Source organism: Bradyrhizobium sp. YCK136 (assembly GCF_044570075.1).
GTDB classification, from domain to species: domain Bacteria; phylum Pseudomonadota; class Alphaproteobacteria; order Rhizobiales; family Xanthobacteraceae; genus Bradyrhizobium; species Bradyrhizobium diazoefficiens.
On the sequence record NZ_CP172424.1, the window covers coordinates 2,983,353 to 3,007,110 of the forward strand.

General features: G+C 61.8%; 21 protein-coding genes and 2 pseudogenes. 17 read left to right on the forward strand and 6 right to left on the reverse strand.

Going from position 1 to position 23,758, the window contains the following annotated elements:
• The first annotated feature begins 7 nt into the window (after nucleotides 1-7).
• The 6 genes from rfbF (at nucleotide 8) to ACFLEY_RS14070 (ending at nucleotide 6,269) form a co-directional block, all read left to right on the forward strand.
• Nucleotides 8-781 carry a glucose-1-phosphate cytidylyltransferase gene (gene rfbF, locus ACFLEY_RS14045; protein ID WP_060908272.1) on the forward strand — a complete coding sequence of 258 codons (774 nt, stop codon included), beginning with the start codon at nucleotides 8-10 and terminating at the stop codon, nucleotides 779-781.
• A gap of 5 nt (nucleotides 782-786) precedes the next feature.
• Nucleotides 787-2,052, forward strand: a complete 1,266-nt coding sequence (locus ACFLEY_RS14050; protein ID WP_039185636.1) for a class I SAM-dependent methyltransferase — start codon at nucleotides 787-789, stop codon at nucleotides 2,050-2,052.
• Nucleotides 2,053-2,110: 58 nt separating this feature from the next.
• Nucleotides 2,111-3,049, forward strand: coding sequence for a glycosyltransferase family 2 protein (locus ACFLEY_RS14055; RefSeq protein WP_396604670.1), 939 nt, complete (start codon nucleotides 2,111-2,113; stop codon nucleotides 3,047-3,049).
• Nucleotides 3,050-3,163: 114 nt separating this feature from the next.
• A complete protein-coding gene (locus tag ACFLEY_RS14060) occupies nucleotides 3,164-4,714 on the forward strand; it encodes a glycosyltransferase family 4 protein (RefSeq protein ID WP_129557341.1) in 1,551 nt (516 codons plus the stop codon).
• Complete coding sequence (locus tag ACFLEY_RS14065) at nucleotides 4,711-5,412, forward strand: nucleotidyltransferase family protein (RefSeq protein ID WP_028173173.1); 702 nt, start codon at nucleotides 4,711-4,713, stop codon at nucleotides 5,410-5,412. Before ACFLEY_RS14060 ends, ACFLEY_RS14065 begins: the two co-directional genes overlap by 4 nt.
• A complete protein-coding gene (locus ACFLEY_RS14070) occupies nucleotides 5,409-6,269 on the forward strand; it encodes an NAD(P)-dependent oxidoreductase (RefSeq protein WP_028173174.1) in 861 nt (286 codons plus the stop codon). Before ACFLEY_RS14065 ends, ACFLEY_RS14070 begins: the two co-directional genes overlap by 4 nt.
• Here ACFLEY_RS14070 and ACFLEY_RS14075 read toward each other — a convergent pair.
• Nucleotides 6,266-7,519, reverse strand: a complete 1,254-nt coding sequence (locus ACFLEY_RS14075; RefSeq protein WP_231166544.1) for a polysaccharide biosynthesis protein — start codon at nucleotides 7,517-7,519, stop codon at nucleotides 6,266-6,268. The two genes, ACFLEY_RS14070 and ACFLEY_RS14075, sit on opposite strands and share 4 nt — an antisense overlap.
• A gap of 137 nt (nucleotides 7,520-7,656) precedes the next feature.
• Between ACFLEY_RS14075 and rfbG the strand changes: the two genes are divergently transcribed.
• From rfbG to ACFLEY_RS14100, 5 genes are all read left to right on the forward strand, one after another.
• Complete coding sequence (gene rfbG, locus ACFLEY_RS14080; protein WP_039185634.1) at nucleotides 7,657-8,763, forward strand: CDP-glucose 4,6-dehydratase; 1,107 nt, start codon at nucleotides 7,657-7,659, stop codon at nucleotides 8,761-8,763.
• Nucleotides 8,750-9,691, forward strand: a complete 942-nt coding sequence (locus ACFLEY_RS14085) for an NAD(P)-dependent oxidoreductase (protein ID WP_028173177.1) — start codon at nucleotides 8,750-8,752, stop codon at nucleotides 9,689-9,691. Before rfbG ends, ACFLEY_RS14085 begins: the two co-directional genes overlap by 14 nt.
• A gap of 7 nt (nucleotides 9,692-9,698) precedes the next feature.
• Complete coding sequence (locus ACFLEY_RS14090) at nucleotides 9,699-10,613, forward strand: alpha-1,2-fucosyltransferase (protein WP_063824236.1); 915 nt, start codon at nucleotides 9,699-9,701, stop codon at nucleotides 10,611-10,613.
• A 233-nt stretch (nucleotides 10,614-10,846) separates the two neighbouring features.
• Entirely contained in the window at nucleotides 10,847-11,110 is a 264-nt protein-coding gene (locus ACFLEY_RS14095) for a hypothetical protein (protein WP_129557340.1), read from the forward strand.
• Between the two features lie 57 nt (nucleotides 11,111-11,167).
• Nucleotides 11,168-12,079, forward strand: a complete 912-nt coding sequence (locus tag ACFLEY_RS14100; protein ID WP_049832473.1) for a glycosyltransferase family A protein — start codon at nucleotides 11,168-11,170, stop codon at nucleotides 12,077-12,079.
• Between the two features lie 26 nt (nucleotides 12,080-12,105).
• On the opposite strand, the pseudogene ACFLEY_RS14105 reads toward ACFLEY_RS14100, so the two are convergent.
• Nucleotides 12,106-12,586, reverse strand: a pseudogene (locus ACFLEY_RS14105) (UPF0104 family protein); the annotation flags it as partial.
• A gap of 232 nt (nucleotides 12,587-12,818) precedes the next feature.
• Between ACFLEY_RS14105 and ACFLEY_RS14110 the strand changes: the two are divergent.
• The 5 genes and pseudogenes from ACFLEY_RS14110 to ACFLEY_RS14130 form a co-directional block, all read left to right on the forward strand.
• Nucleotides 12,819-13,255, forward strand: a pseudogene (locus ACFLEY_RS14110) (cupin domain-containing protein); the annotation flags it as partial.
• Nucleotides 13,256-13,455: 200 nt separating this feature from the next.
• Nucleotides 13,456-14,589 (forward strand): acyltransferase family protein, encoded by a 1,134-nt coding sequence (locus tag ACFLEY_RS14115; RefSeq protein ID WP_082755281.1) that lies wholly within the window; start codon nucleotides 13,456-13,458, stop codon nucleotides 14,587-14,589.
• Nucleotides 14,590-14,712: 123 nt separating this feature from the next.
• Nucleotides 14,713-14,916 (forward strand): hypothetical protein, encoded by a 204-nt coding sequence (locus tag ACFLEY_RS14120; protein WP_028173183.1) that lies wholly within the window; start codon nucleotides 14,713-14,715, stop codon nucleotides 14,914-14,916.
• Between the two features lie 347 nt (nucleotides 14,917-15,263).
• Nucleotides 15,264-15,824, forward strand: coding sequence for an HAD-IIIA family hydrolase (locus ACFLEY_RS14125; protein WP_039185975.1), 561 nt, complete (start codon nucleotides 15,264-15,266; stop codon nucleotides 15,822-15,824).
• 907 nt (nucleotides 15,825-16,731) lie between these two features.
• On the forward strand, nucleotides 16,732-17,628 hold the full coding sequence (locus tag ACFLEY_RS14130) for an NAD(P)-dependent oxidoreductase (RefSeq protein WP_049832474.1): 897 nt from the start codon (nucleotides 16,732-16,734) through the stop codon (nucleotides 17,626-17,628).
• A 271-nt stretch (nucleotides 17,629-17,899) separates the two neighbouring features.
• Here the strand turns inward: ACFLEY_RS14130 and ACFLEY_RS14135 are convergent, their stop codons facing one another.
• On the reverse strand, nucleotides 17,900-19,123 hold the full coding sequence (locus tag ACFLEY_RS14135) for a phenylacetate--CoA ligase family protein (RefSeq protein ID WP_028173184.1): 1,224 nt from the start codon (nucleotides 19,121-19,123) through the stop codon (nucleotides 17,900-17,902).
• 86 nt (nucleotides 19,124-19,209) lie between these two features.
• Here ACFLEY_RS14135 and ACFLEY_RS14140 point away from each other — a divergent pair, with 86 nt between their 5' ends.
• Complete coding sequence (locus ACFLEY_RS14140) at nucleotides 19,210-20,364, forward strand: AGE family epimerase/isomerase (RefSeq protein WP_060908266.1); 1,155 nt, start codon at nucleotides 19,210-19,212, stop codon at nucleotides 20,362-20,364.
• Here the strand turns inward: ACFLEY_RS14140 and ACFLEY_RS14145 are convergent.
• The 3 genes from ACFLEY_RS14145 to ACFLEY_RS14155 all read right to left on the reverse strand — a co-directional run bounded on the left by ACFLEY_RS14145 (nucleotide 20,361) and on the right by ACFLEY_RS14155 (nucleotide 23,756).
• Nucleotides 20,361-21,200, reverse strand: coding sequence for an ABC transporter ATP-binding protein (locus ACFLEY_RS14145; RefSeq protein ID WP_028173186.1), 840 nt, complete (start codon nucleotides 21,198-21,200; stop codon nucleotides 20,361-20,363). The two genes, ACFLEY_RS14140 and ACFLEY_RS14145, sit on opposite strands and share 4 nt — an antisense overlap.
• Before the next feature lie 152 nt (nucleotides 21,201-21,352).
• Nucleotides 21,353-22,636 (reverse strand): ABC transporter substrate-binding protein, encoded by a 1,284-nt coding sequence (locus ACFLEY_RS14150; protein ID WP_060908265.1) that lies wholly within the window; start codon nucleotides 22,634-22,636, stop codon nucleotides 21,353-21,355.
• Between the two features lie 46 nt (nucleotides 22,637-22,682).
• The gene (locus ACFLEY_RS14155; protein WP_028173188.1) at nucleotides 22,683-23,756 is read right to left on the reverse strand and encodes a branched-chain amino acid ABC transporter permease; all 1,074 of its coding nucleotides are present in this window, start codon (nucleotides 23,754-23,756) and stop codon (nucleotides 22,683-22,685) included.
• Between the last annotated feature and the right edge of the window lie 2 nt (nucleotides 23,757-23,758).

Genomic DNA, 23,758 nt, shown 5'->3' on the forward strand with positions numbered 1-23,758 from the left:
TCATGAAATGAAAGCAGTCATTCTCGCAGGTGGCATGGGTACGCGAATATCCGAGGAAACACTGGTGCGGCCTAAGCCCATGATCGAGATCGGCGGGCGACCGATCCTCTGGCACATCATGAAGCTCTATGCGCATCATGGGATCACGGATTTTGTGATCTGCCTCGGCTACAAGGGGTACATGATCAAGGAATACTTCATGAACTTCGTGCTGCATCACTCCGATGTCACCATCGATGCCACGAAGAACAGCGTCACCTACCATCAGAGCAGCGTCGAGCCCTGGCGGATCACGCTGGTGGATACGGGCGAGACTACGCTCACAGGCGGTCGGCTCAAGCGTGTGCGCAACTATCTCGATCCGCAGGAGCCGTTCTGCTTCACTTACGGCGACGGACTGTCTGATATCGATATTGCCGCCAGCATCAAGTTTCACCGCAGCCATGGCAAGCAGGCGACAGTGACGGCGGTGCGACCGCCGGGCCGCTACGGCGCGTTGGAAATCGATGAGTCGACGGTGAAATCCTTCGTCGAGAAGCCACCCGGCGACAATGCCTATATCAATGGCGGCTTCTTCGTGCTCAATACAGCGGTGATCGACCGGATCGAGGGCGACAAGACCTCCTGGGAGTCGACGCCGCTCGAAGCGTTGGCTCGCGACGCGCAGCTCGCCGCTTACCGACATTACGGTTTCTGGCAGCCGATGGATACGCTGCGGGACAAGATGATGCTGGAAGAACTCTGGCAGTCGGGTCGTGCGCCTTGGCGGCATTGGGGCTAGGTGCGATGGCCATTGGCTCTCCGATGTGTCGGTCTTGCGGCGCGCCGCTTACGGCTGTGCTGGTGGATCTCGGCATGACGCCGATTTCGAATGCGTTTGTTCGCGCCGAACATGCCTCGCTCAGCGAGCGGTTCTATCCGCTCAAGAGCTTTGTCTGCGACCATTGCTGGCTGGTGCAGCTTGAGGATTTCGAGACACCGGAGACGCACTTCCACGCGGATTACGTCTACTTCTCGTCCTTCTCGGATAGCTGGCTCGTCCATGCGAGGACCTTTGCGGAAAAGGCCACGGCTCGCCTTGGTCTCGGTGCCAGCTCTCGCGTCGTGGAAGTCGGCAGCAACGACGGCTATCTGCTGCAATATTTCGTTCAGCGTGGCATCCCCTGCCTCGGGGTCGACCCGGCGGCCAACTGTGCCAAGGCGGCCTGGGAGCTGCGGCGTGTACCGACCGAGGTGGCGTTCTTCGGATCAAAGTCGGCGACGCGGTTGCGCGAGCAGGGTGGCACTGCCGATCTGATCATTGCCAACAATGTGCTTGCGCATGTGCCCGACATCAACGATTTCGTTGCCGGTTTCAAGATTTTGCTCGGCGAGAAGGGCGTTGCGACTTTCGAATTTCCGCACGTTCTGGAAATGATCCGCAATGTCGAGTTCGATACCATTTATCACGAGCATTATTCCTATTTGTCGCTGTTGGCACTGGAGCCGCTGTTCGCGCGCCACGGCTTGCGGGTGGTCGATGTCGAACGCCTCTCTACTCATGGGGGCTCGCTTCGACTGTATGTTGCGCACGACGACCGCACGGAAGTGCCTGATGAAGTCAAGCAGCTCAGGCGCGAGGAAGCTCAGGCCGGTCTGGACCGGCTTGCCACCTATGAGACGTTTGGGCATCGGGTCCGGCAATTGAAACGATCGCTGCTGCGTCTTCTGATCGAGCTCATAGAAGCTGGGAAATCGGTAGCGGCCTACGGCGCGCCTGCGAAAGGCAATACGCTGCTCAACTACTGCGGAATCGGCCGCGACTTCATCTCCTTCACGGTGGATCGCAACGTGCATAAGCAGGGTTTGCTGTTGCCGGGCACCAGGATTCCAGTCCTTGCCCCGAGTGAGATTGCAAGCAGGCGACCCGATTATGTTCTCATCCTGCCCTGGAATTTGCGGCAGGAGATCGTTCAGCAGATCAACCAGATTCCCGATTGGACAGGGCAATTCATCATTCCGGTGCCTGAGCCCGTGATTCTGGACAGCCGTGAGAATTCATATAATGACTGATCAGGATCGCGCACCCACCGTCAGCGTCGTGTTGTCGGTGCGTAACGGCGGCGTCGACTTGCCGGAGGCGCTCGGCACGATCCTCAATCAGTCATTCACCGATTTCGAGCTGATTGCGATCAACAACGGCTCGACCGACGGTACGCGAGAGTTCCTCGATCAGGTCGCTGATCCAAGGGTGCGCGTGTATCATCAAGAGGACAGGGGCCTCGCCGCCGCGCTCAATCGCGGCATTTCACTGGCACGTGGCCGGTATATCGCGCGGCAAGATCACGACGATTGGGCGTTGCCGACCCGCATCGCGCAGCAGGTGGCGTTTCTTGATGCCAATCCCGATCATGCGCTGGTCGGCACCCGCGCCGAGGTTTGGATCGGGAATAGCCCGACCGGCCGGTTTCACGATCATCCCACGAATGATGCGGACCTGCGCTTCGCGCTACTGTTCAACAATTATTTCGTCCATTCCTCGGTGATGATGCGCAAGACTGCGCTCGATCAGGTCGGCGTCTACACCACCGACCGCTCGCGCCAGCCGCCTGAAGACTATGAGCTTTGGTCGCGCATCGCACGACAGTTTCGGGTCGCCAACCTTCCGGAGCGGTTGACGATCTATCGCGAGGTGCCGACCAGCATGTCGCGCGAGGGCGCCAATCCGTTCATGGAGAAGCTGATCTTGATCTCTGCTGAAAACCTGGCGGCTGCGGCGACCGGCGTGCCGCAGCCTCAGCCCGTTCATCAGGATATCGCGTGCCTAGTCCACGGTCAGCCGGACAAGATGTCGCGAGACGCTGATATCGAAGCCATGTGTGCTGCAATTGCCATGGCTGGGAAATTGATCTTCGGTGATCGGAGCTTTGACCAGGACAGTGATCCCGTCGCGTTCTGGTGCCGGAACCTGCGGCATCATTTCGCCATTCATCGCTATCGGCTGAATGGCGCGCGGACTGTCGCTCGCAGCGTGAGAACAGCGTTGCGTCGATTTGGCTTTCCGATTTAAGGTTGATCGCGTTTGAGCGGCAAATCATCGTTGCGGATAATGAAGGGACATTGATTGCGCCTCCTGCTTTGCTGTGAATCCTATCCGCCGCACCGAGGCGGCGTGCAGGAGGTCATGCGGCAGATCGCCGAACGCATGGCCGCGCGGGGCCATGACGTCACGGTGGCCACGAGTATCCATCCGGACAGGCGATCGAAGGTTGTCAACGGCGTCAGGATTCGCGCGTTCGATGCGGGCGGGAAGTCGGCCTATGGCCTGAACGGCGAGATCGAGGCTTATCGCGAGTTCGTCAGGACGTGCCCCGTCGACGCGATCCTCATCATGGCCGCGCAGCAATGGAGCTTTGATGCGCTGTGGACTGTGTTCGACGACATCAAGGCGCGCAAAGTATTCATTCCTTGCGGCTTTTCGGGGCTCTACGAGCCCGATTTCGCGGACTATTTCCGGAAGCTTCCGGACATCCTCAAGAAGTTCGATCATCTCGTCTTCAACGCCGAAAGATATCGCGACATCGATTTCGTCCGAAACATCGGCCTGACTAATTTGACGGTGCTGCCCAACGGCATCAGCGAGGCCGATTTCGAGCGGGAAGCGGATCCTGACTTTCGCCAACGGATGGCGATACCGGAAGATGCGTTCCTGTTCATGACCGTCGGCAATCCGATCGAGGCCAAGGGCCATCGCGACGTCGTCGAGGCGTTCTTGCACTTGGATACAAGTGGACGATCCGCGGTGTTGCTGTCGATCGCGGGATGGCCCGCCATCGAGTCGGGATATCTCCGGCACGTAAAGGCCGCCGTTCGCTTTGCCATGACCCTAGCTACTCGTGCGGTCGCCGTGACCAGGCGCGAGGGCTGGCCCGGGTTGCGACGGCTTGTGCGGCGGGCGCTGGAAAAATTGCGCCAGGCTATCGTCATCCGTCTGGTCAACTCGCGGCTGGGTCACGTCGCCCGCTTTATCGACTCTGCCGTCCGGCGCGTTGCTCACATCGCGCGGGTCGAAGGATGGCCAGGCATCAAGCAACTGGCCCTGCGCAAGCTTGGCAGGAGGCCGCGCGCACCCATCGGCGTGGCCCCTTGTTCCGATATGCAGCGTGAAGGCGCACACATAGCGACCACGGGCACGCCGCCGCCATCTGCACGGCTTGAGAGCATCGAGAGCATAGCTGCAAGAGCCTCCGCGCAACCGCTGAAGCGGGCGATCCTGACCGATCTGACGCGGCCGGAGTTGATTCAGGCCTACATGGCTGCCGATCTCTTCGTCTTTGCCTCGCGGATCGAATATTCTCCGCTGGTATTGTACGAGGCGGCCGCGGCCGGAACGCCATTCCTGACGGTTCCGGTCGGCAATGCCGACGAGATCGTGCGCTGGACCGGGAGCGGACTGCTCTGCGAGGCTTCAAAAGACACTTTCGGCTATACCCGCGTCGATCCGCAAAACCTCGCCAAGGCGATGGCAAATTGCATGCGCAAACCGGACATGCTTGCCCGGTTGGGGACGACCGGACGAGAGCGGTGGCGCAAGCACTTCACCTGGGAGGTCGTTGCCGGGTACTATGAGGACATTCTTTCGGGCAAGACGCCCGATGTCTGTATCACTGACCTGCAGTCCCGGGATCAGCCAGCGCTGGATCCGCCGGGGCAGCCAATCTCGAGCGTAGCATGAAACACGCAGTCATCCTGGCCGGCGGTCGGGGCACCCGCCTCCGGCCCTACACCCTGACGCTTCCGAAGCCGCTGGTCCCGCTGGTGGACACGCCGATCGTGGAGATCGTGATCCGCAAACTAACGAATGCCGGCTACGATGGGGCGACGCTGGCGATCAATCACATGGGCGATCTGATCAAGGCCTATTTCGGAACCGGCGAGCGATGGGGACTGAAGCTTCGCTATTCCCTTGAAAACGAGCCTCTGGGCACGATCGCGCCTCTTCGACTGATCAGTGATCTTCCGGACAATTTTCTGGTCATCAATGCCGACGTGTTGAGTGATCTGAATCTGTCAACATTTCTTGCAGATCACGTCGCATCCGGCGCGATCTTCACCATCGGTGCGACCAGTCGCGACCAGGTCCTGGACTATGGCGTTCTTGGCGTCGAGGGTGAACGCCTGCTGGAATTCCGGGAGAAGCCGAAGCTGCCCCAACTTGTAAGCATGGGCATCTATGGCGTCAATCGGCGCGTGCTTGATCATATCCCGCCGACCGGCCCCTTCGGGTTTGATCAATTGATGCTCAAACTCATCGCGACCGGCGAGCCGGTCAATGTCAAACGGCATGATGGCTACTGGCTCGATATCGGTCGACCGGACGACTACGAACGCGCCACCATCGAGTTCGAGAAGGACCGGAAGCGCTTCCTGTGACCGACCGTGTGCTGGTGACGGGCGGCCGCGGCTTTGTTGGCCGCAGGCTCGTCCAGCTTCTGAGAGAGCGGGGCGTCGAGGTCCATGCACCGGACCGCGGCGTGCTCGACGTAGCGGCAGGCGCCTTTCCAGACGTTACCGTCGACTGGGTCATTCATCTCGCGGGCCGAACCTTTGTGCCGGCATCATGGAGCGAACCGGCCGATTTCTACCGCATAAATGTGCTCGGCACGGTCAATGTGCTCGACTATTGCCGGAAGACCCAGGCGAGGCTGATCCATGTGAGCGGCTATTGCTACGGCATTCCCGAGACGCTGCCGATCCCGGAAACCGCGCCGCTGAAGCCGAACAATCCCTATGCCTTCTCGAAGAAGGCCGCCGAAGACGCCTGCCGCTTCTTCTTCGAATGCCTGCAGGTCTCGGTGATGATCGTGCGTCCGTTCAACATCTACGGCCCGGGACAGCCGGTGAATTTCCTGATTCCGCACATCGTCGAGCAGGCGATCGATTCTAGCGCCGCCATCGTGGTGGAGGACGATACGCCGAGGCGCGATTACGTGCATCTCGACGACGTCGTCGGCGCTATCGACTGCATTCGCAGGAATCCCAGACCCGGGGCTGTCTTCAATATTGGTTCGGGAAAGTCCTACTCGGTCGCGCAGGTGGCGGAGATCGTGCGCAGCGCCGCCAATGTCGGCAAACCGTTCGTCAGCCGTGGCAACCGGCGCGTCAACGACATACCGGACGTGATCGCCGACATTGCGGCGATCAGGGATGCGACCGGCTGGTCGCCGTCGATTACGCTCGAGGATGGGCTGCGTGGCCTGGTTGCCCACGCCAAAGGCCGGGGCGCCTAGGTGCGGTCGTCCAGGCTGCGGCCGGTCTCGATGTGCTTGAAGCCGGGAACGACAGAGGCGACGTGGCGCGCGATGTCCGATTTCTCCAGTTTCATGCCCGCATCCGTCGCGATCTCGTCGAAAAACGCCAGGGCCGGTTCGAGGGGGATCGGGGGCGGCACGTATCGCAACGCGCTCAACGCGGCGAAGTCCGTCGGTGCTGGCTTCTCGTCGACGGCCACGAACTCTTCGTAGGGTTTTTCGCCACTGGTATCGAGCGGGGTCAGCAGAACGGGATAGGAGCCGCGCTTGAGTTCGGTCTCGGTTGCCGCACATGCCTCCGCCTCGTGCTCGTAGAACGCAGGCTGCAGACCAAGTTCTTGCAGCAGCGCCACGGCAATATCGACCAGGGGCCGCAAGTGTTCGTTCGGATCAAGTCGGGGAAAGGTGATGTGTCCGGGTGCGGCGGCGCCCGCGGTCAACAGACAGATCTCCGCCGCTTCCCTCGGGCTCACAAAGTAGCGGCGTACCTCACGCGGCACGGCCAGGGGCTGTCGGCGGGCGAGCCGGTACAGAAAGCCTTGCAGCAGGCTTCCATTGGAAAAGGCGACATTGGCGAAACGCGTGGATGTCACCGAAGCGCCTTCGTTGCCGATCGAAAACAGCACATGCTCCATCAGACGTTTGCTCGCGCCCATCAGGCTGGTCGGGTTCGCCGCCTTGTCGGTGGATACCGCGAAATAGCGCTTTCCATGGCCGTACTTCTGCAGCCATTTGGTGAAGCGGTGCATCTTGACGACGTTGGTGTCGATCATCTGGATGACCGATGGAACGTCCTTCTCGGACCGGACGTGTTTGTGGGCCGCAAAGTGCAGCACCAGATCGTAGGGCTTCTCCGTCTGCAACAGGCGCTCGGCGGCGGCGCTGCCATAATCGATTGGCAACAGGCGGAATTCGCCGCTGACCAGCGACTGCGGGCGCGAGCGGAAATCACGGACCAGTTCGACAAGGCCGTTTTCGGCAAGGTCGATGACGTGAACGGCGGCAGGGGCGTAAGGGAACAGCAGCTCGAGCGTGGCGCTGCCGATGCTTCCGGCGCCGCCGGTCACCAGGATGCGCCGGCCGGCGATGGCCGACCTGAGCTCAGCATCGTGCGCTTTGATGTCCTCGGCAAAAAGCGAGGTGGTCCGACTTGTGGTCAGACGGCTCAACTCGGGATTAAAGAACAGGGACCCCGTGTCCATCAAACCGTTGCCTGAGAAGGCTTTCATAGCATGTCCCATTCTTGCTAAAGGGGGGCAGGTCGGAATCCCGGCTCGGGCGATCCTCGGGCAGGCTCCCATTCGCAACTTTTTCGTCAGCCCGTGCTCTCTTTAAGGTGATCGGTGTCCATTCTGCAAGGTCGTAAATGAGTGCCATAAGCCCTGAATCTCCTCTGCTCGACTTCGAGCTCGTATTGCGGGGAGCGCGTGTATTCGTGACTGGACACAGCGGCTTCACCGGCGGCTGGCTCGTCAGCTGGCTGAAGCGCATCGGCTGCGATGTCGCGGGGCTTGCGCTTGAACCTGCGACCGAGCCCAGCCTGTTCGTGGCGGCAAACATCGCAGACGGTATCTCTTCGACCATCGGCGATATCCGCGATTTCGCCACGGTGCGCGGCGCGATTGCAAGGCATCGGCCGCAGGTCGTCATTCACCTCGCGGCGCAGCCGCTGGTCTCGAAATCCTTTGCGGACCCGATCGAGGCTTTCGCCACCAATGCGCTCGGCACCGCGCATGTGCTAGAGGCGGCGCGACTCACGCCGGACGTCAAGTGCGTCGTTTGCATCACCACCGACAAGGTCTATCGCGACCAGGACTGGGTGTGGGGCTATCGCGAGCAGGATCCGCTCGGCGGCAAGGATCCCTACAGCGCCTCCAAGGCCTGCGCCGAGCTGGTTGCAGCCTCCTACCGCGCGACGCTGGCCGAGCGCGGCAATGGTGTGCTCATTGCTAACGCCCGCGGCGGCAATATCATAGGCGGCGGCGATTGGTCGGCCGACCGGATCGTCCCGGACTTCGTTCGCGCCGTGACGAAGCGCCAGCCGATCTCGCTGCGCAACCCGGGCGCGGTGCGTCCGTGGCAGCATGTGATGGCGCTGGTCCATGGCTATCTGGTGCTCGCGGCTCGGCTGTTGGGCGGCGACCGCTTGGCCGCGGACAACTGGAACTTCGGTCCGAGCGATGAGGCCGCCCGGACAGTTCGGGATTTGGTCGAACAGCTCAGTGCTAGCTGGACAACGCCGGAAATTACCTACGCGCCCGGCAGTTTCCCCGAAACACGCTTCCTCCATCTCGACAGCACCAAGGCTCGAAGCCTGCTGGGTTGGGCGCCCCCTTTATCCTTCAAGGATACGATCGAACTGAGCGCTGGCTGGTATCGCGACTTTACAGCCAATCCAGCAGACGCTGCGCAAATCACCGATCGGCAAATCGAACACTATCGTAACGCCTTGAGGAATCATGCCGACCGTTAACGTTCTCGTCACTGGCGCCTCGGGCTTTATTGGGGCTCATCTCGTCGCTCGCCTGCTGTCGGAAGGCAGCCGCGTCACGGTTTTGACGAGATCATCCAGCGCGCTGCCGCCGGAATGGCACGACCGGATCAGCGTCATTGCCTGCGACGATTTCACCGAGACGGGCTTGCGGCGGCTGCTTCATGCGCCCTTCGACACGGTCTTCCATCTGGCGGCTTATGGTGTCCGACCGAACCACCGCGACATCGATGAGATGATTCGTATCAATGTGGAGCTACCGGCGACCCTAGTACGGCTTTGTACCGAATGGCGTGCGCGGATGATCATGGCGGGCACCTTTTCGGAGTATCGAAGTCCATCGACCCAGGAACCGCTTACGGAAGATTCGCCCCTAGAGCAGGGCAAGCTCTATGGTTCATCGAAGGCGGCCGGCGGACTCATGGCAAGCGCGATCGCTAAAAGCAACGGCGCCGATTTCCGGCTGTTACGTCTCTTCAAGGTCTATGGTGCGGGTGAAGCACCTCATAGGCTTCTGCCGGCGCTCGTCAGCGGCCTGACGAAACGCGAGCGGGTTGCCATATCGGCCGGCACGCAGATCCTCGACTTCGTCTACATTGACGACGTTATCGAGGCCATGCTTCGGGCCGATTCGCATTGTCGCGACAAAGGTGGCATCGCGACCTGGAACGTTTCTACTGGTCGCGCCCATTCGGTTCGAGATTTCGCCGAGCGCGTCGCGGCGGCGATGGGCGCGGATGCGTCCCTGCTTGGTTTCGGTGCAATCAACATGCGCAGGGACGACGAGCCTTGGCTCGTCGGCTCGCCAGATTTGCTTCGTTCGGAACTCGGCTGGCAGCCTTCGGTCGGGCTTGATGAAGGCGTACGTGCTGCGGTCGCCGTGCTTTGCCGCGCCCACTCAGCGGAATAGGTGCCAAGTGATTACGGTGTCTCTCATCGGCGGGCTAGGTAACCAGATGTTCCAATATGCGGCCGGCAAGGCGCTTGCGGAGCGTCATGGCGTCCCTCTTGCCCTCGACCTCAGCGGATTCCGCAATTATGCGCTCCGCTCGTTTCTGCTGGACCGCCTGCTTGTGCCGGAGGCCGTCGCCTCGTCGGCGCAAGCTGAAATTGCGCCGCAGCCCGATAAAAATTTTTCGCCCGTCAAATGGAAGGGGCGGATCGATCGGCTGCTCGGGCGGGCGGGCCTGCCGAAGCTTGCACCGTCGCCGCATGAATATCGCGAGCCGCATTTCCACTACGACGCTGCGTTCGAGGCGCTCGGGCCGCAGACCTCGCTGTTCGGCTATTTCCAGAGCGAGCGCTATTTTGGCTCGATCACGGAGAGCTTGCGTGGCTGGTTTTCTCCCCGCGAGCCGTTCGGCGGCGCGGCCGCTGACGTGCTTTCGCGCATCGAAGCCAGCCGGCTGCCCATATCGGTGCATGTCCGGCGCGGCGATTATCTCAATCCTGGAACGGCCGAATTCCACGGCATTCTGGGCGAGCCCTACTACAGCGAGGCGCTCGGCCGCCTCGAAGGAGAGATCGGCGAGCGGACGGAGCTTTTCGTATTCTCCGATGATCCTGCCGCGGCGGAACAGATCCTGAATTTCGTGCCGAAATCGCGCCTCGTTCACGTCCGCGGCGATCCGGAGCGGCCCTGGGAAGACATGGCGCTGATGGCGCGTTGCCGCCATCACGTCATCGCCAACAGCTCCTTCAGCTGGTGGGGGGCGTGGCTCAATCGCGCGCCGGACAAGATTGTCGTCGCGCCGCGGGCGTGGTTTGCGGCGACTGAATTGGCCAAGCGAAAAACTGGTGATCTTTATCCCCCCGGATGGCTTCTGGTCTGATAGACTGGTGAGTGACCAGCGCGCGCGATACGGAACAAGGGGGCATCATGCCGCTTCCGAGTGCACGCGTGTTCGTCGGCAAGCTCCCCGCAAGGCTCAGGCCATCAAGTCCCGGACCGTCAAGTCTCGGACCGTCGAGGCTCAGGTTGTCAAAAGCTCCTGGCCCGATCCCGTCCGCAACCCGATCGCGTCCGAGTTCAAGGTCGATCTTCTGGACGCTATCGAGCTTGCTTTTGGAGAAGATCGTACAGGTGGCGGGCACGCACCCATACCCGAAGAACGAATTGCTGCTCATGACTGTCGCGCCATGCCACCTCAAGCCATCGGTGGTGTTCGACTGGGGAACGCATATCGGCGTGTCCGCTCGGATCTTTTACGAATGCGACCAGGCGTTCAAGCTCGGCTATGAAATCCATCACGCGCCGTCGAGGAGACCATGGAAAAATTCCCCTTACGCTTCTGCGTCATCAAGTCCGGCCTCGGGCTGCCGGGCATGACGCTACTGGCCACGATGTGATGCCAGCGCGAAAACTGCGGCGATCACCGGCCTGCAAATGAGCATCCCGGATCGGCCGCCCCTCGTTTCCGTCATCATGTCGATGCGCAACAGCGCCGTGACCGTGGAGGCGGCTGTGCGCTCGGTGCTGCAGCAGACGCTTGCGGATTGGGAGCTGATCGTCATCGATAACGGCTCCTTCGACGAGAGCGGTGCCATTGTCGCTGGCTTCAACGATCCGCGCATTCGGCTGGTCCGCGAGGCGAGCACGTCGTGCCTTGCGGTCCGACTGAATCAGGCGGTCACGCTCAGCCGCGGTGAGTTCATTGCGCGGATGGACGCTGACGATATCTGCTTCCCGGATCGTCTGTCCCGGCAGGTCGCGAGGTTGCGCGAGGATCCCAGGCTCGATCTTATCGGCTGCGGCGCCGTGGTCTTCACCAGCGCGGGTGAGCTCGTCGGCGAGTTGCCGGTCGGTCGTGTCCATCAGGACATCGTGGCGCGGCCTTTTGCCGGCTTTCCGTTTCCGCACCCCACCTGGTGCGGGCGCGCGACCTGGTTCAGAGACAACCCATATGATTCCAGCATTGGCTATGCGGAAGACCAGGATCTCCTGCTACGCAGCTTCCGACACTCCAGGCTGGGCGCCGTCGATGCCGTGCTGCTCGCCTATCGCCAGGATCGGCTCTCCCTGAGGAAACTGGTTACCGGCCGCCTGACCTTCATGGGATCGCTCTGGCGCCATGGGCTTGCGACCCGCGAAGTCCTGCCGGTGCTCGCAGGAATGACAAACCACATCGTCAAGGCGGCGGTCGATATTGCGACCGTAAGCACCGGCCTGAACCGATCCATGCAACTTCGTCGGTTGAGGCCGATTTCGCCGGCGATTGCGCCTCAGTGGCGTGAGCTGCGACAGGTGCTCCTGGCGCCCACGAACCTCGCCGGAAATCCCGGTCCATGCGCGGCATAGCGGGCCGACCTAACGTCGGCGCGCGATCAGTCCTCTACGGCGTGAGCTACCTCGATATGGCCTGACGCTTTCTCTGCGCTGAAGATCCAGACCAGCCCGCCGTGCGCGCCCACGATGAAGTAGACTGCGCCGAACAGGATCGATACCACGGTGCCGTCGGTCTGGGCGAGCCCGGCATAGCCGAACGCCACCATCGTGGTCGCCTCGCGCACCTCCCAACCGGCGATTGAGATCGGCAACATGGTGATGAACGGCGGGGTCAGCATGAACAGCTGCTCGAAATCGCCGGCCGCTGCGATCGAGCGCACGCAGCACCAGGCGATCACCACCGCGAGCACGTGAATGGTGAGCGAGAGGACGGCGATCTTCGGCCCGCTCTTTCCTTGAGAAAAGCACCTGATTGGCAATCACCGAGCAGGCATGGATATGCTTGGTCGCCCACCAGTGCTTCAGCCAGGCCCAATGCAGGCGGCCGAGCAGCAGGAAGCCCAGGCCGCCGGACAACGCCGTGGCCGCGGCGTTCGCGCGCGCGGGCAGCCCGGTGATCGGGTTCGACATCGATGCCGTAAGGGTCCGGGAACTTCAGGCGGGGCAGCACCGCACCGTGAGGTCGAGGCTTCCGACCTTACGCGCGACGCTGGTTTGACTAGCGAGAACGCCAGGCTCCCGCTTGCGACTTTTTCATCATCCCGGTCCCGACTCCGATCGATGCTGCCAACAGGCCCGATTTGAACGCCATGTGCGAGTGGCGACCCAGGCCGCCGTGCTGGTGTCGCGGCAGAGGGACGCCAACGGCCTGAAGCGGCTTGTGGCAAACTCAAGAGGGTGGCGCCGCAGGTCACCATCGATCATCTCAAGGTGCACCGACCCTGGGGCAGCTACCAGTCGGTCGACAATGCGCACGCCCTCAGGTCAAGCGCATCATCGTCAAGCCGGGCCAGCGACTGTCGCTGCAGAAGCACTATCATCGCTCAGAGCACTGGATCGTTGTGCGGGGCGCTGCGCGCGTCACCGTCAACGAGCAAGACCGTGCACGAGAACGAATCGATTTATATCCCGATGGACGCCGCGCATCGGCTTGAAAATCCTGGCAAGATCATGCTGGAACTGATCGAGACCGGCGGCTATCTCGGCGAGGACGACATCATCCGCATCGAGGACGACTACACCGCTCGTGGAGCGGAATTCGCGGGGCGTTATCTTGGAATACCGTACGCAGGCGGCAAAGCCGACGACACCGAATCAAAGAGGCAAAGAAAGTGTTTTGAACCGCCATCGCGCTTTAGGTCTTTGATCCGGCTTGCTCCTTTTGGAAACCCGCAGCATACTTTTCCGGATGTTGCTGTTATGCTGCGCTTGGTTTCCAAAGAGGCTGCATGTCCGATAGATTGCCGCAACCCGCGGTTCGCGATGGATTTCTCGACTGCCTGAAGGGTTTTGCGATCCTCACCGTAGTGGCCGGTCATACGTTCCAAGGCGCGACCCTGGAATTTGACGACTACTGGCCGTTCAAATTCATCTACGCATTCCACATGCCCATGTTCATGTTCGTTTCGGGCATGACAGCAGCGTTTTTCTTCAAGCGGCAAGTCCTGGAACGGCACGTCACCGCGCAAATCGATGTTTCCGTCTTTGGCCTTGACCTCTGGAGGAAGGCGCAGCGTCTTCTCATTCCGTTCTTCACCTGGGCTGTTGTCAGCTACGCGCTGAATCCTTCGGGTGACTTTGTCTCCTACATGGTCAAGATCATCCAATATCCGGACAATGGGCTATGGTTTCTGCCAGTTCTTTTCCAATGCAGCATTGGCTTGACGGCGGCAGGCCTGCTCGTGGTTGCGTTCCGTCGCTTGTGTCCGGAAAACTGGTCCATCTCCTGGGACGATCGTAGGACCCAGGCTCTTGCCTTCATCGTTGCAACTGTCCTTGTGAACTACGCCAGTCGTTGTCTTCCCAGCGGGCTTGGTCTTTATCTTGCGCGGCTGCACTTTCCCTACGTTGCCGCCGGCCTCGTTTACCAGATCGGGCTTTCGCGCGGTTTGCCGGCTATTCTTCGTCCGCTTCCCTACGTGATTTTCCTGGCGCTTGTTCCCTTCTGGCACCGCACCGACGTGTCGTCGCTCGTCGCTTATTTCCCGCCTTCCTGGGGGCATCCGCGGTCGATCAATGGCATCTACCTCATGATCGTCGCCATGGCCGGTACTCTGGCATTCGTCGATCTTGCAGGAATTATCTATCGCCGCTTGCCAGCCTTCCTGGAGCGCTCGCTGGTGTTTCTTGGCCAGCGATCCCTGGATATCTATGCCGTCCATTTTCATTTTCTCGGAACGTGGCCTCCGATCATCGCTCCGACATTGTACAGCCTGGCGGTCTCGACGGTGCTGAGACTGAATTCATCGACCGCCTGGATCTTCTTTGGCCAGCGGCAAAGCCTATTGTCGCGAGGTTCGCGTCTTGCCGATCATGCTCCCGTCGTGGTTGATGCGAGGCCGATTGGGCGTGCTGCGCCGTGAAGTGTGTGGCAGGGACGTGGCGCCGGCACCACAACTGGTCCAGGCTCCCAAAAGAGCCGCGTCCGTGCTAGGCTGCTCCGCGATGGATTGCGCCATGGCGAAGGGCCGAGGAGGAGACGCGCGATGCTGATCAATCCGTTTCGCCGTTCGCGGTCCGAAGGCCCGTTTCGGACCCGCGCGCCTGCCCGAGACCATGAGGCGGACAACCAGCTGGTCGGCCAGGTCGCATCCGCCATTGACGAGGCGCTGCAGAAGGTCGCGGCGCAACGAGACGGTCTCAGGCGGCGGCTCGCCCTCGACCATGTGCATCGCCGTCGTAGGTATTGAAAGGCTTTGCTCGCTTCGCTATGAGCGACTTGGATGAACTGAAGAGTGTTGTCGAAACACTTCGGCATGGTTTCGACCGGGTCGCGAGCTTCCATCCGCGAACGAGTAGGGAAAATTTAGCCAATGCGCGGCGCTGCGAAGAATCGGTCTCTGATGAAGCAGCTAATCCGGTCGTCAGATCGCAGGCGCACTCCCTATTTGGGAACAGAGAGCTGACCGCCTGTTGGCATGAGAGTTTCGGCACAGGAGGGCGAACGTTGGGAGACTATTTGTGGCGAGCGGCTCCACGCTCGTGCGTGGTATGACTCTGACCGCTGTCGTCTGTGGGAACGAAGATATTGAAAACCATACGTCCGGCAGTTTTCTTTGATCGTGATGGCGTCCTCAACGAGGACGACGGCTACACTTTTGATCCGAACAAGGTTCGGTGGGTGGAAGGAGCCCAACAGGCCGTAAAAGGAGTCAATGACGCCGGGTATTTTGCGTTTGTAGTGACGAACCAATCGGGAATCGCTAGGGGATTTTACGAGGAGCGACATGTTCGCAACTTGCACGAATGGATGTCGCGTGAGCTTGCTATTGTTGGTGCCCATATCGATGCGTTCGAATTTTGCCCACATCACCCTGATGGCCTGGTTGAGCGTTACCGTGTCCGCTGCAACTGTCGTAAGCCGCAGCCGGGGATGATTAGAGCTCTGCTTGAGCGGTACCCCGTAGCTATCGACGCTAGTTTCATGATCGGCGACAAGCAGAGTGATCTTGCTGCGGCGCAAGCAGCCGGCATCGCGGCCTATATGTTTGACGGGTCAAACCTCCATGCGTTCATCGCCCCGCTGTTAATAGATCGATCCGCCGATCTCCCGCAGCAACCACGGCCGGATCGCGGTGGCTCCGGAACCGAAGATTGATGCCGTCGATTTCGTGAGCGTTTGATCGCTAGCGAAATCAAGGAAGCAAGTTGCGTCAGAGCGACAGCTCGAATCCAATCGCGCGAACGCAGCGAAGAGTACCGGCCCGCAAACAAGGGATGGGTAAGCGTGGAGCCCAGCCAATAGCCGACGAATGCAAGGCTTTATCCGATTTGCCGGAGGTAGGCGAGGGCCAATGGATACGGCCCGCCCAATTTAGCGCCCTGATTCTGATCCCGAAATGGACGAAGGCGACACCTCCGCAAGCCAAGAACTCACTTGGGCGCAGGACCTTCGAGAAAACAACCTCGGCGGATTCAAGAAAGCGATCGGAAAAGGGTTGAACGAAATCGTCTCCAGGCACAAGGATCTTGCTAGGTACGAGGCGCTATTCTGTTCGATGACGGTTCGATAGGTGATTTTCATACAGATCGCCTCTCCGCCGCCGCTCGGGGCATGTCGGAGGGAAGACACTCGACAGTCTAGGCGGTTCTCTCGAGCCGGCTTATCTCATTGGCAAGACGCTCAAGCGTCTGGCGGCGAAGAAGTTTGCTGCGGCGGTTCCGAGACGAGCCAAAGGCCGCGGCGACATTGATTTGCCTTGGAGCCGATGAGATCCATACACCATTGCGCGCCCCTCGCGCGCCGATCTCGGCCGGTGTTTCCGCGTCACAAATCTGCGGAAAGGCACGCTGATCGAGGCGCTGTCGACCGATTTAGGCCGTTCATAGCCGGCCGCTGTGTCGATCTGGGGCGCGCAGCCGCCGATGCGCTTGGCATCGGCGGTCTAGGCTGGGTGCGCGTCGAGACGTTGGATTGATTTCTTAATCAGCAAGACTTGCAGTTCGCGCATTGCCTCCGTAGCCTGTCAAAATAGCCAGATCAGTCTGAATTGAGCGTATGGAAGATGGTGGAATCGAAGAGCTTAGTCATTGGTGCGTCCGGGATAGTCGGATCGCGCATTGTAGAGCGGCTTTTGGTTACCGGCGAGAGGCCGACCGGGCTGTCGCGAAATCATCGAAGATCGGCAGGCGTTACATGGATCAGAGGCGATCTCTTAGATCCTCAGAGCGTTGCGTGGCCTGATGTTGAGATTATCTACTGCACTGCGAGCGCAAGACTTCTAGCAGACGCCATCCCCAGCATGGCACGGCCTTCGCTGAGGCGTGTCGTCCTTTTCACGACCACCAGTATTTCGACCAAAGTCGATTCTGCGGACCCCGAGGAACGGGCCGGCCTCGCCGAATACGCGAGGGCAGAAATGGATGTCATAGAAGGCTGCGAGAGCCGCGGTATTGGTTGGACGGTGTTGCGGCCGACTCTGATCTACGATGAAGGCAGGGATGTAAATGTCACTCGGATAGCAAGCTTAATTTCAAAGATCCGCTTTTTCCCATTGTGCGGTCGTGGGCATGGCTTGCGGCAGCCAGTGCATGCAGCGGATTGCGCTATTGCCGCTGTAAGTGCCGTGTCTACAGCTAGGGCGGAGAACAAAATATATAACCTGCCCGGCGGAGAAACTATAACTTATCGCGAAATGATTGGTCGCATTTTTGACGGCATCGATCGAGCCCGATGCATCGTGCCGGTGCCTCCATTCTTGTGGGAGGCGAGCTTTCATCTTTTGCGTAGTAAATTCCCCCACATCAAACCCGAGATGGGGAAGCGAATGGCCAAGAACATGGTCTTCGATCAAGCGCCTGCCAGATCTGATCTCGAATGGAAACCTCGACCGTTTAAGCCGTCATTCCGAGGTGTACTTGACAGGCGCGCGCCTACGGCGGACCTCGGCGGCGTCGACTAAGCTTCCAGCTCCCGAACGCGAGACCGCAGAGGCTGCGCATCGGCGAACCTAGGATTCCAGTCGGGCCGGAAGGAACGGCTTTGGCGGCCGCGGGCAGGCAGAATTCGAACGCGGTGGCCATGATCGGCAGATGGGGGAGAGACAGTGGAATCGCGAATCCCTTTAGAGTGTTTTGCGGCTCACGTCCGCCGCGAAACATCGCTCGCGTGTCAAAACCAAATTCACGCAAGTATGAAACGCGCCGCCCGGTGTTCTTCGTCGCCCCGGCGTTTTACCGCTCGTCCGCGATCACCTTGCCGTCGTTCGGCAGCGTGCCGGGGCCGACCAGCTCGACCGCGCCACCGAGCTTTGTCACCATCCGCAGCGTGCCCGCGATCTCCTCGCGCAGAACCTCGCTTGCTGCCGCTGCTTCCGCTTTCAGCGTCATCGCATCGGTCTCGCCCTGGCGCGTGACGACGAGACGCAGGCGGCCGAGTGCGGAATGCCGCTTGCTGATTTCGGCGACCTGCTCGGGACGGACGAACATGCCCTTGACCTTGGTGGTCTGGTCGGCGCGGCCCATCCAGCCCTTGATCCGCATGTTGGTGCGACCGCATTTGCTCGAGCCCGGCAGCGCCGCGGTGAGGTCGCCGAGCGCGAGGCGGATCCAGGGATGATGCGGGTCGAGCGAGGTGACGACGATCTCGCCGACATCGCCTTCCGCAACGGGATCGCCGGTGCCGGGCTTGACGATCTCCATGATCAGGCCTTCGTTCACGACCATGCCCTCGCGCGCCTCCGTCTCGAAGGCGATGAGACCGAGATCGGCGGTTCCGAAGGCCTGGTAGGCGTCGATGCCGCGCGCCTTGATCTCGGCCTGGAGCGAGGGCGGGAAGGCCGCACCCGAGACCAGCGCGCGCTTGATCGAGGAGACGTCGCGGCCCGCGGTCGCCGCTGCATCGAGCAGGATCTTCAGGAAGTCGGGCGTGCCGCTATAGCCGACCGGCCGGTAGGCCTCGATCAGCTCGAATTGCTGCTCGGTATTGCCGGGCCCGGCCGGGATCACCGCGCAGCCGAGCGCGCGCGCCGAAGCATCGAAGATGAAGCCGCCGGGGGTGAGGTGGTAGCTGAAGGTGTTGAGCACGATGTCATCGGGCCGGAACCCGGCCGCGAACAGCGCCCGTGCCCCGCGCCAGGGATCGGCCTGCCGGCCCTCCGGTTCGAAGATTGGGCCCGGAGAGGTGAAGAGCCGTGCGAACGAGCCCGGCGCCGCCGCCACGAAGCCGCCGAAGGGCGCGGAGGCCTTGTGGAGGGCCGGCAGTTCCGACTTGCGCAGCACCGGCAGGCGCGCCAGCGCCGCGCGGGTGGTCACTGTGGCCGGATCCACACCTTTGAGCCGTTCGGCGTAGGCGGGCGCCGTCATCGCGCTGCGCAGCACGCTCGGCAGGCGCGAAAACAGCTCGGCCTCGCGCGCGGCTTGCTCGCGCGTCTCGAGGGCGTCGTAATGGGCGGTCATGGCTGATCTTTCCGGGTTGGCATCCGTTGCACGCCGCCGCTGGCATGGGTATCAGACGGCCATTGTCGGGACGTGGAGAGCGCGAGATGGCGGACGAACGGATCAAGGCGGCGGGGGAGGCGGCTGGCGTCGTCGCGCGCCTGAAGCGCCGCATGATCGACGACGCGATGCCGCTGTGGTCGACGGTCGGCTGGGACCCTGTCGCGGGCGGCTTCATCGACCGGCTGCACCGCGACGGCACGGCGGATGCCGCCGCGCCGCGGCGCGTGTTCGTGCAGGCCCGCCAGATCTACTGCTACGCCAAGGCGGCGCAGATGGGCTGGTATCCTGAGGGGCGCGGCATCGCGCTGAAGGGGCTGGAACACCTGCTGGCACGCGCGAAGGCGCCCGACGGCAGGCCCGGCTATGTGCACCGGCTGACGCCGGAGGGCGCGGTGCTGGACGGTCGGCGCGACGCCTACGACCACGCTTTCATCCTGTTTGCGCTCGCGACCGTCTATGCGCTCGACAAGGACGCGCAGGTTCGCGCCGAGATCGACACGCTGCTCGCCTTCCTCGACGGCCACCTGCGCTCGCCGCATGGCGGCGTCCACGAGGGGCTGCCGGTCTCGCTGCCGCGCCGGCAGAACCCGCATATGCACCTGTTCGAGGCGATGATCGCGTGCTTCGACGCGACCCACGATCTGTCGTTCCAGAACCGCGCCGGCGAATTCTTCGCGCTGTTCCTCGCCAACCTCTACGACAAGCAGAAGCACGTGTTGTCGGAGTATTTCGAGGAGGACTGGTCGAAGATCGAGCCGGTCAGTGTCGAGCCTGGCCATCAGGCGGAGTGGGGCTGGCTGCTGAAGGGATTCGAGCGCATCACGGGCTGCCCGACCGGGCAGCGGCGTGCGGAGCTGCTGGCGACCGCGCTGCGCTATCGCGACGAGGCGACGGGCTGCCTGATCGACGAGGGTGATGCCGCCGGCAACATCCGTCGCAGCACGCGCCGGCTGTGGCCGCAGACCGAGATCGCGAAGGCGTGGATTGCGCAGGCCGAATCCGGCGAGGCGGGCGCGGCGGACGAGGCGCGCGCGGCCCTGGTGCGGCTCGAGCGGCATTATCTCAGCCATCCCGTGCGGGGCGGCTGGTACGACCAGTTCGATCGCGACGGCAAATCGCTGGTCGACACCATTCCTGCGTCGTCGTTCTATCATGTTCTCTGCGCAGTCACGGAAGCGGAGCAGGTGTTGGACGGTTAGAGCCAGCGCTTGCGCCGCTTGAAGCTCTTGAGGTTCTTGAAGCTCTTGCGCTGGTCGCCGGCGCCGCCCAGGTAGAACTCCTTGACGTCCTCGTTGTCGCGCAATTCGTCCGCGGTGCCGTCGAGCACGACCTTGCCCTGCTCCATGATGTAGCCGTGGCTCGCCACCGACAGCGCAGCGCGCGCGTTCTGCTCGACCAGCAGGATGGTGACGCCGAGATCGCGGTTGATCTTCTGGATAATGGAAAACACCTCTTTCACCAGCAGCGGCGACAGGCCCATCGACGGCTCGTCCATCAGGATCATCTTCGGACGTGCCATCAGCGCGCGGCCGATCGCGAGCATCTGCTGCTCGCCGCCGGAGAGATAGCCGGCAAGGCCGGTGCGCTCCTTCAGGCGCGGGAAATAGTTGAAGACCATGTCGATGTCGGCATCGACCTCGCGGTCCTTGCGGGTGAACGCGCCGAGCTTGAGGTTTTCCAGCGAGGTCATGTCGGAGACGATGCGGCGCCCCTCCATCACCTGGAAGATGCCGCGGCGGACGATCTTGTCGGGGTCGATGCCGTTGATGCGCTCGCCCTCGAACAGGATCTCGCCGCGCGTGACCTCGCCGTCCTCGGTCTTGAGCAGCCCCGAGATCGCCTTCAGCGTCGTCGACTTGCCGGCACCATTGGCCCCGAGCAGCGCCACGATCGCGCCCTTGGGCACGTCGAGGCTGAGGCCGCGCAGCACCAGGATGACGTCGTCATAGACGACCTCGATGTTGCGCACGCCGAGAAGGGGTGGCGCGGGCACGATACTGGGCGAGGGACGAGTGGCTTCGTGAATTTCGGTCATTGGGTGTGCCGCCAATCTGGTGCGCTCGTCATGCCCGGGCTTGTCCCGGGCATCCACGTTCTTCGTGCCGAGTGGTCAGACGTGGATGGCCGGGACATCTGCGCGAAGACGCGCTTCGCGCTTTTGCCCGGCCATGACGTCGAAGGTTACTGTCACCACCCCAGCAATTCCGCCTTGCGCGGCAGTTCGACCGTCTTGACCTTCTCGAGCTTGATCGTGCCCTTGGCCATGAGATCGTTGAGGTCGCCGTCGGTCGCACCCGCGATCTTGGTGCGATAGAGGTCGACCTTCAACGTGCCGCGGTGGTCCTTGTCCGTCCAGGTCGAGGGATTGCAGACGCCGTCCATTCCAGCCGGCACCCAGTCCTTCTTCTGGTAGAAGCCCTTGGCGACGTTGTCGCCGGTGGCGCCGCCGTTTTTGACAGCCCAATCGAGTGCCTCCTTCATGTACAGCGCCGAGCAGACTGCTGCGATGTAATGCACGGGCCGGTAGACCTTGCCGGTCGGGTCGGACATCTTGGAGATCTCCATCACCGTCTTCATGCCGGGCGCATCGCCGCCCCAGCTGACTGCGGTGCGCAGCGGGAAGATCACGCCGTTGGCGGCGTCGCCGGCGGTCTTGGCGGCGTTCTCGTCCATGCCCCAGACATTGCCGAGGAACTGAATCTCGACGCCGGCGGTCTTGCAAGCCTTCATCACCGAGATGTTGGAAGCGGCGGTGTTGCCCAGATAAGCGTAGTTGGCGCCCGAGGATTTCAGGCTCAGGCACTGCGCGCTGTAGTCACCCGGCGCGAGCGCGAACACCAGCGGCGGCAGCACCTCGAAGCCGAGCTCCTGCGCCATCGCTTCGCCTGCGGCCTTCGGCGCGTTCGGATAGGGATGGTTGGCGCCCATGTGCACGAACTTCGGCTTGCCGGGCCTGCCCTTGGCCTTCCAGTCCTCGGCCGCCCACATCAGCATCGCGCGCAGCGAGTCCGAATAGCTCGGGCCGTAGAAGAAATTGTAAGGCGCGGGCTTGGCCTTGCCGCTGACGCCTTCGGGATCGGTCAGTGCGGCGGCATAGGAGCCGGAGAGATCGGGGATCTTGTCCTGGGCGAGGAAGCCGGTCAGCGCCTCGGTGTCAGCGGTGCCCCAGCCCATGATCGCCGCGACCTTGCTGTCCGGCGCCGACCATTTCTTGTAGAGCGCGATCGCGCGCGGCACCTGGTAGCCGTAGTCGTTGGTGTCGACACTGAGCTGCTTGCCGCCGACGCCGCCGTTCTTGTTGACCCACGCGAAGGTGTCGGCGACGGCCTGGCCGTAAGGCGTGCCGACGTCTGAGGTGCCGCCGGAATAGTCGGCGAGATGCCCGATGGCGATCTGGGCCTGCGCGCCCGCCGAGAATGCGGCGATCACCAGCGCGAGCGATGCAGTGCTCAAAAGGGATTTTGTCTTCATTGGTTGCCTCCTCCTGTTTATTCGTTGGTTCGTAAGTTACCCGTTCTCAATGCGAGAACGGGTAGAGTTTCCAGTACGCCTTGATCTGCCGCCAGCGATGCGCGAGCCCGTCAGGCTCGAACATCAGGAACGCGATGATGATCACCCCGATCGCAATCTCGCGCAGGAAGGTAATGTTGTTGTTGAGCGACAGCGCCTTGTCGATCGCGCCGCCCTTCAAGTAGATGCTGAGGAATTCCATCGACTCCGGCAGCAGGACCACGAAGGCGGTGCCCATCAGCGTGCCCATGATCGAGCCGGTGCCGCCGATAATGATCATGGCCAGGAACAGGATCGAGCGCTCGATGCCGAAGCCTTCCTGGGACACCACGAGCTGGTAGTGCGCATAGAGCGCGCCGGCGATGCCGGCGAAGAAGGCGGCGAGCCCGAACGACAGCGTGCGGTATTTGGTGAGGTTGATGCCCATGATCTCCGCGGAGAGATAATGGTCGCGGATCGCCACCAGCGCGCGGCCGTCGCGCGTGCGCATCAGATTGGTGACGAGGATGTAGCTCGCCAGCACATAGGCCAGCACGACGTAGAAATACTGCTTGTCGCCGCGCAAGGTGAAGCCGAAGATCGAGAACGGATTGGCGCTGGCCGGTACCGAGCCGCCGGTGAACCATTCGGCGCGCGAGAAGAAGTCGAGCAGGATGTATTGCGCGGCGAGCGTCGCGATGACGAGGTAGAGTCCCTTCAGCCGCGCCGCCGGAATGCCGAAGACCAGCCCGACCAGCGCGGTGACGACGCCTGCGAGCGGGATCGCGAAAAACACCGGGATCGGCGCATTGTTGGAGATGTAGGCCGAGGTGAAGGCGCCGAGCAGGAAGAAGGCGGCATGCCCGATCGAGATCTGGCCGGTGAAGCCGACCAGGATGTTCAACCCGAGCGCCGCGATCGAGAAGATGCCGATCTGGATCAGAATGCTGAGCCAGTAGCCGCCGAGGAATTGCGGCACGAGGCAGAGCAGAAGTGCGCCTGCGATCGCAAAATTGCGGCTGGTGGCCGTCGGGAAGATCGTGGTGTCCGCCGCATAGGAGGTGCGGAAATCACCAGCAGGGATGAGGGCAGGGCCGGCCATGG

What these genes read in the sequence shown, in the direction of transcription:
- ACFLEY_RS14100 (WP_049832473.1), top strand. Translation starts at nt 11,168, where the DNA reads ATGAGCATCCCGGATCGGCCGCCCCTCGTTTCCGTCATCATGTCGATG.
- ACFLEY_RS14050 (WP_039185636.1), top strand. Translation starts at nt 787, where the DNA reads ATGGCCATTGGCTCTCCGATGTGTCGGTCTTGCGGCGCGCCGCTTACG.
- ACFLEY_RS14150 (WP_060908265.1), bottom strand. Translation starts at nt 22,636, where the DNA reads ATGAAGACAAAATCCCTTTTGAGCACTGCATCGCTCGCGCTGGTGATC.
- rfbF (WP_060908272.1), top strand. Translation starts at nt 8, where the DNA reads ATGAAAGCAGTCATTCTCGCAGGTGGCATGGGTACGCGAATATCCGAG.
- ACFLEY_RS14145 (WP_028173186.1), bottom strand. Translation starts at nt 21,200, where the DNA reads ATGACCGAAATTCACGAAGCCACTCGTCCCTCGCCCAGTATCGTGCCC.
- rfbG (WP_039185634.1), top strand. Translation starts at nt 7,657, where the DNA reads ATGAGTGCCATAAGCCCTGAATCTCCTCTGCTCGACTTCGAGCTCGTA.
- ACFLEY_RS14115 (WP_082755281.1), top strand. Translation starts at nt 13,456, where the DNA reads ATGTCCGATAGATTGCCGCAACCCGCGGTTCGCGATGGATTTCTCGAC.
- ACFLEY_RS14140 (WP_060908266.1), top strand. Translation starts at nt 19,210, where the DNA reads ATGGCGGACGAACGGATCAAGGCGGCGGGGGAGGCGGCTGGCGTCGTC.
- ACFLEY_RS14085 (WP_028173177.1), top strand. Translation starts at nt 8,750, where the DNA reads ATGCCGACCGTTAACGTTCTCGTCACTGGCGCCTCGGGCTTTATTGGG.
- ACFLEY_RS14120 (WP_028173183.1), top strand. Translation starts at nt 14,713, where the DNA reads ATGCTGATCAATCCGTTTCGCCGTTCGCGGTCCGAAGGCCCGTTTCGG.
- ACFLEY_RS14065 (WP_028173173.1), top strand. Translation starts at nt 4,711, where the DNA reads ATGAAACACGCAGTCATCCTGGCCGGCGGTCGGGGCACCCGCCTCCGG.
- ACFLEY_RS14135 (WP_028173184.1), bottom strand. Translation starts at nt 19,123, where the DNA reads ATGACCGCCCATTACGACGCCCTCGAGACGCGCGAGCAAGCCGCGCGC.
- ACFLEY_RS14075 (WP_231166544.1), bottom strand. Translation starts at nt 7,519, where the DNA reads ATGAAAGCCTTCTCAGGCAACGGTTTGATGGACACGGGGTCCCTGTTC.
- ACFLEY_RS14060 (WP_129557341.1), top strand. Translation starts at nt 3,164, where the DNA reads ATGCGGCAGATCGCCGAACGCATGGCCGCGCGGGGCCATGACGTCACG.
- ACFLEY_RS14155 (WP_028173188.1), bottom strand. Translation starts at nt 23,756, where the DNA reads ATGGCCGGCCCTGCCCTCATCCCTGCTGGTGATTTCCGCACCTCCTAT.
- ACFLEY_RS14130 (WP_049832474.1), top strand. Translation starts at nt 16,732, where the DNA reads ATGGTGGAATCGAAGAGCTTAGTCATTGGTGCGTCCGGGATAGTCGGA.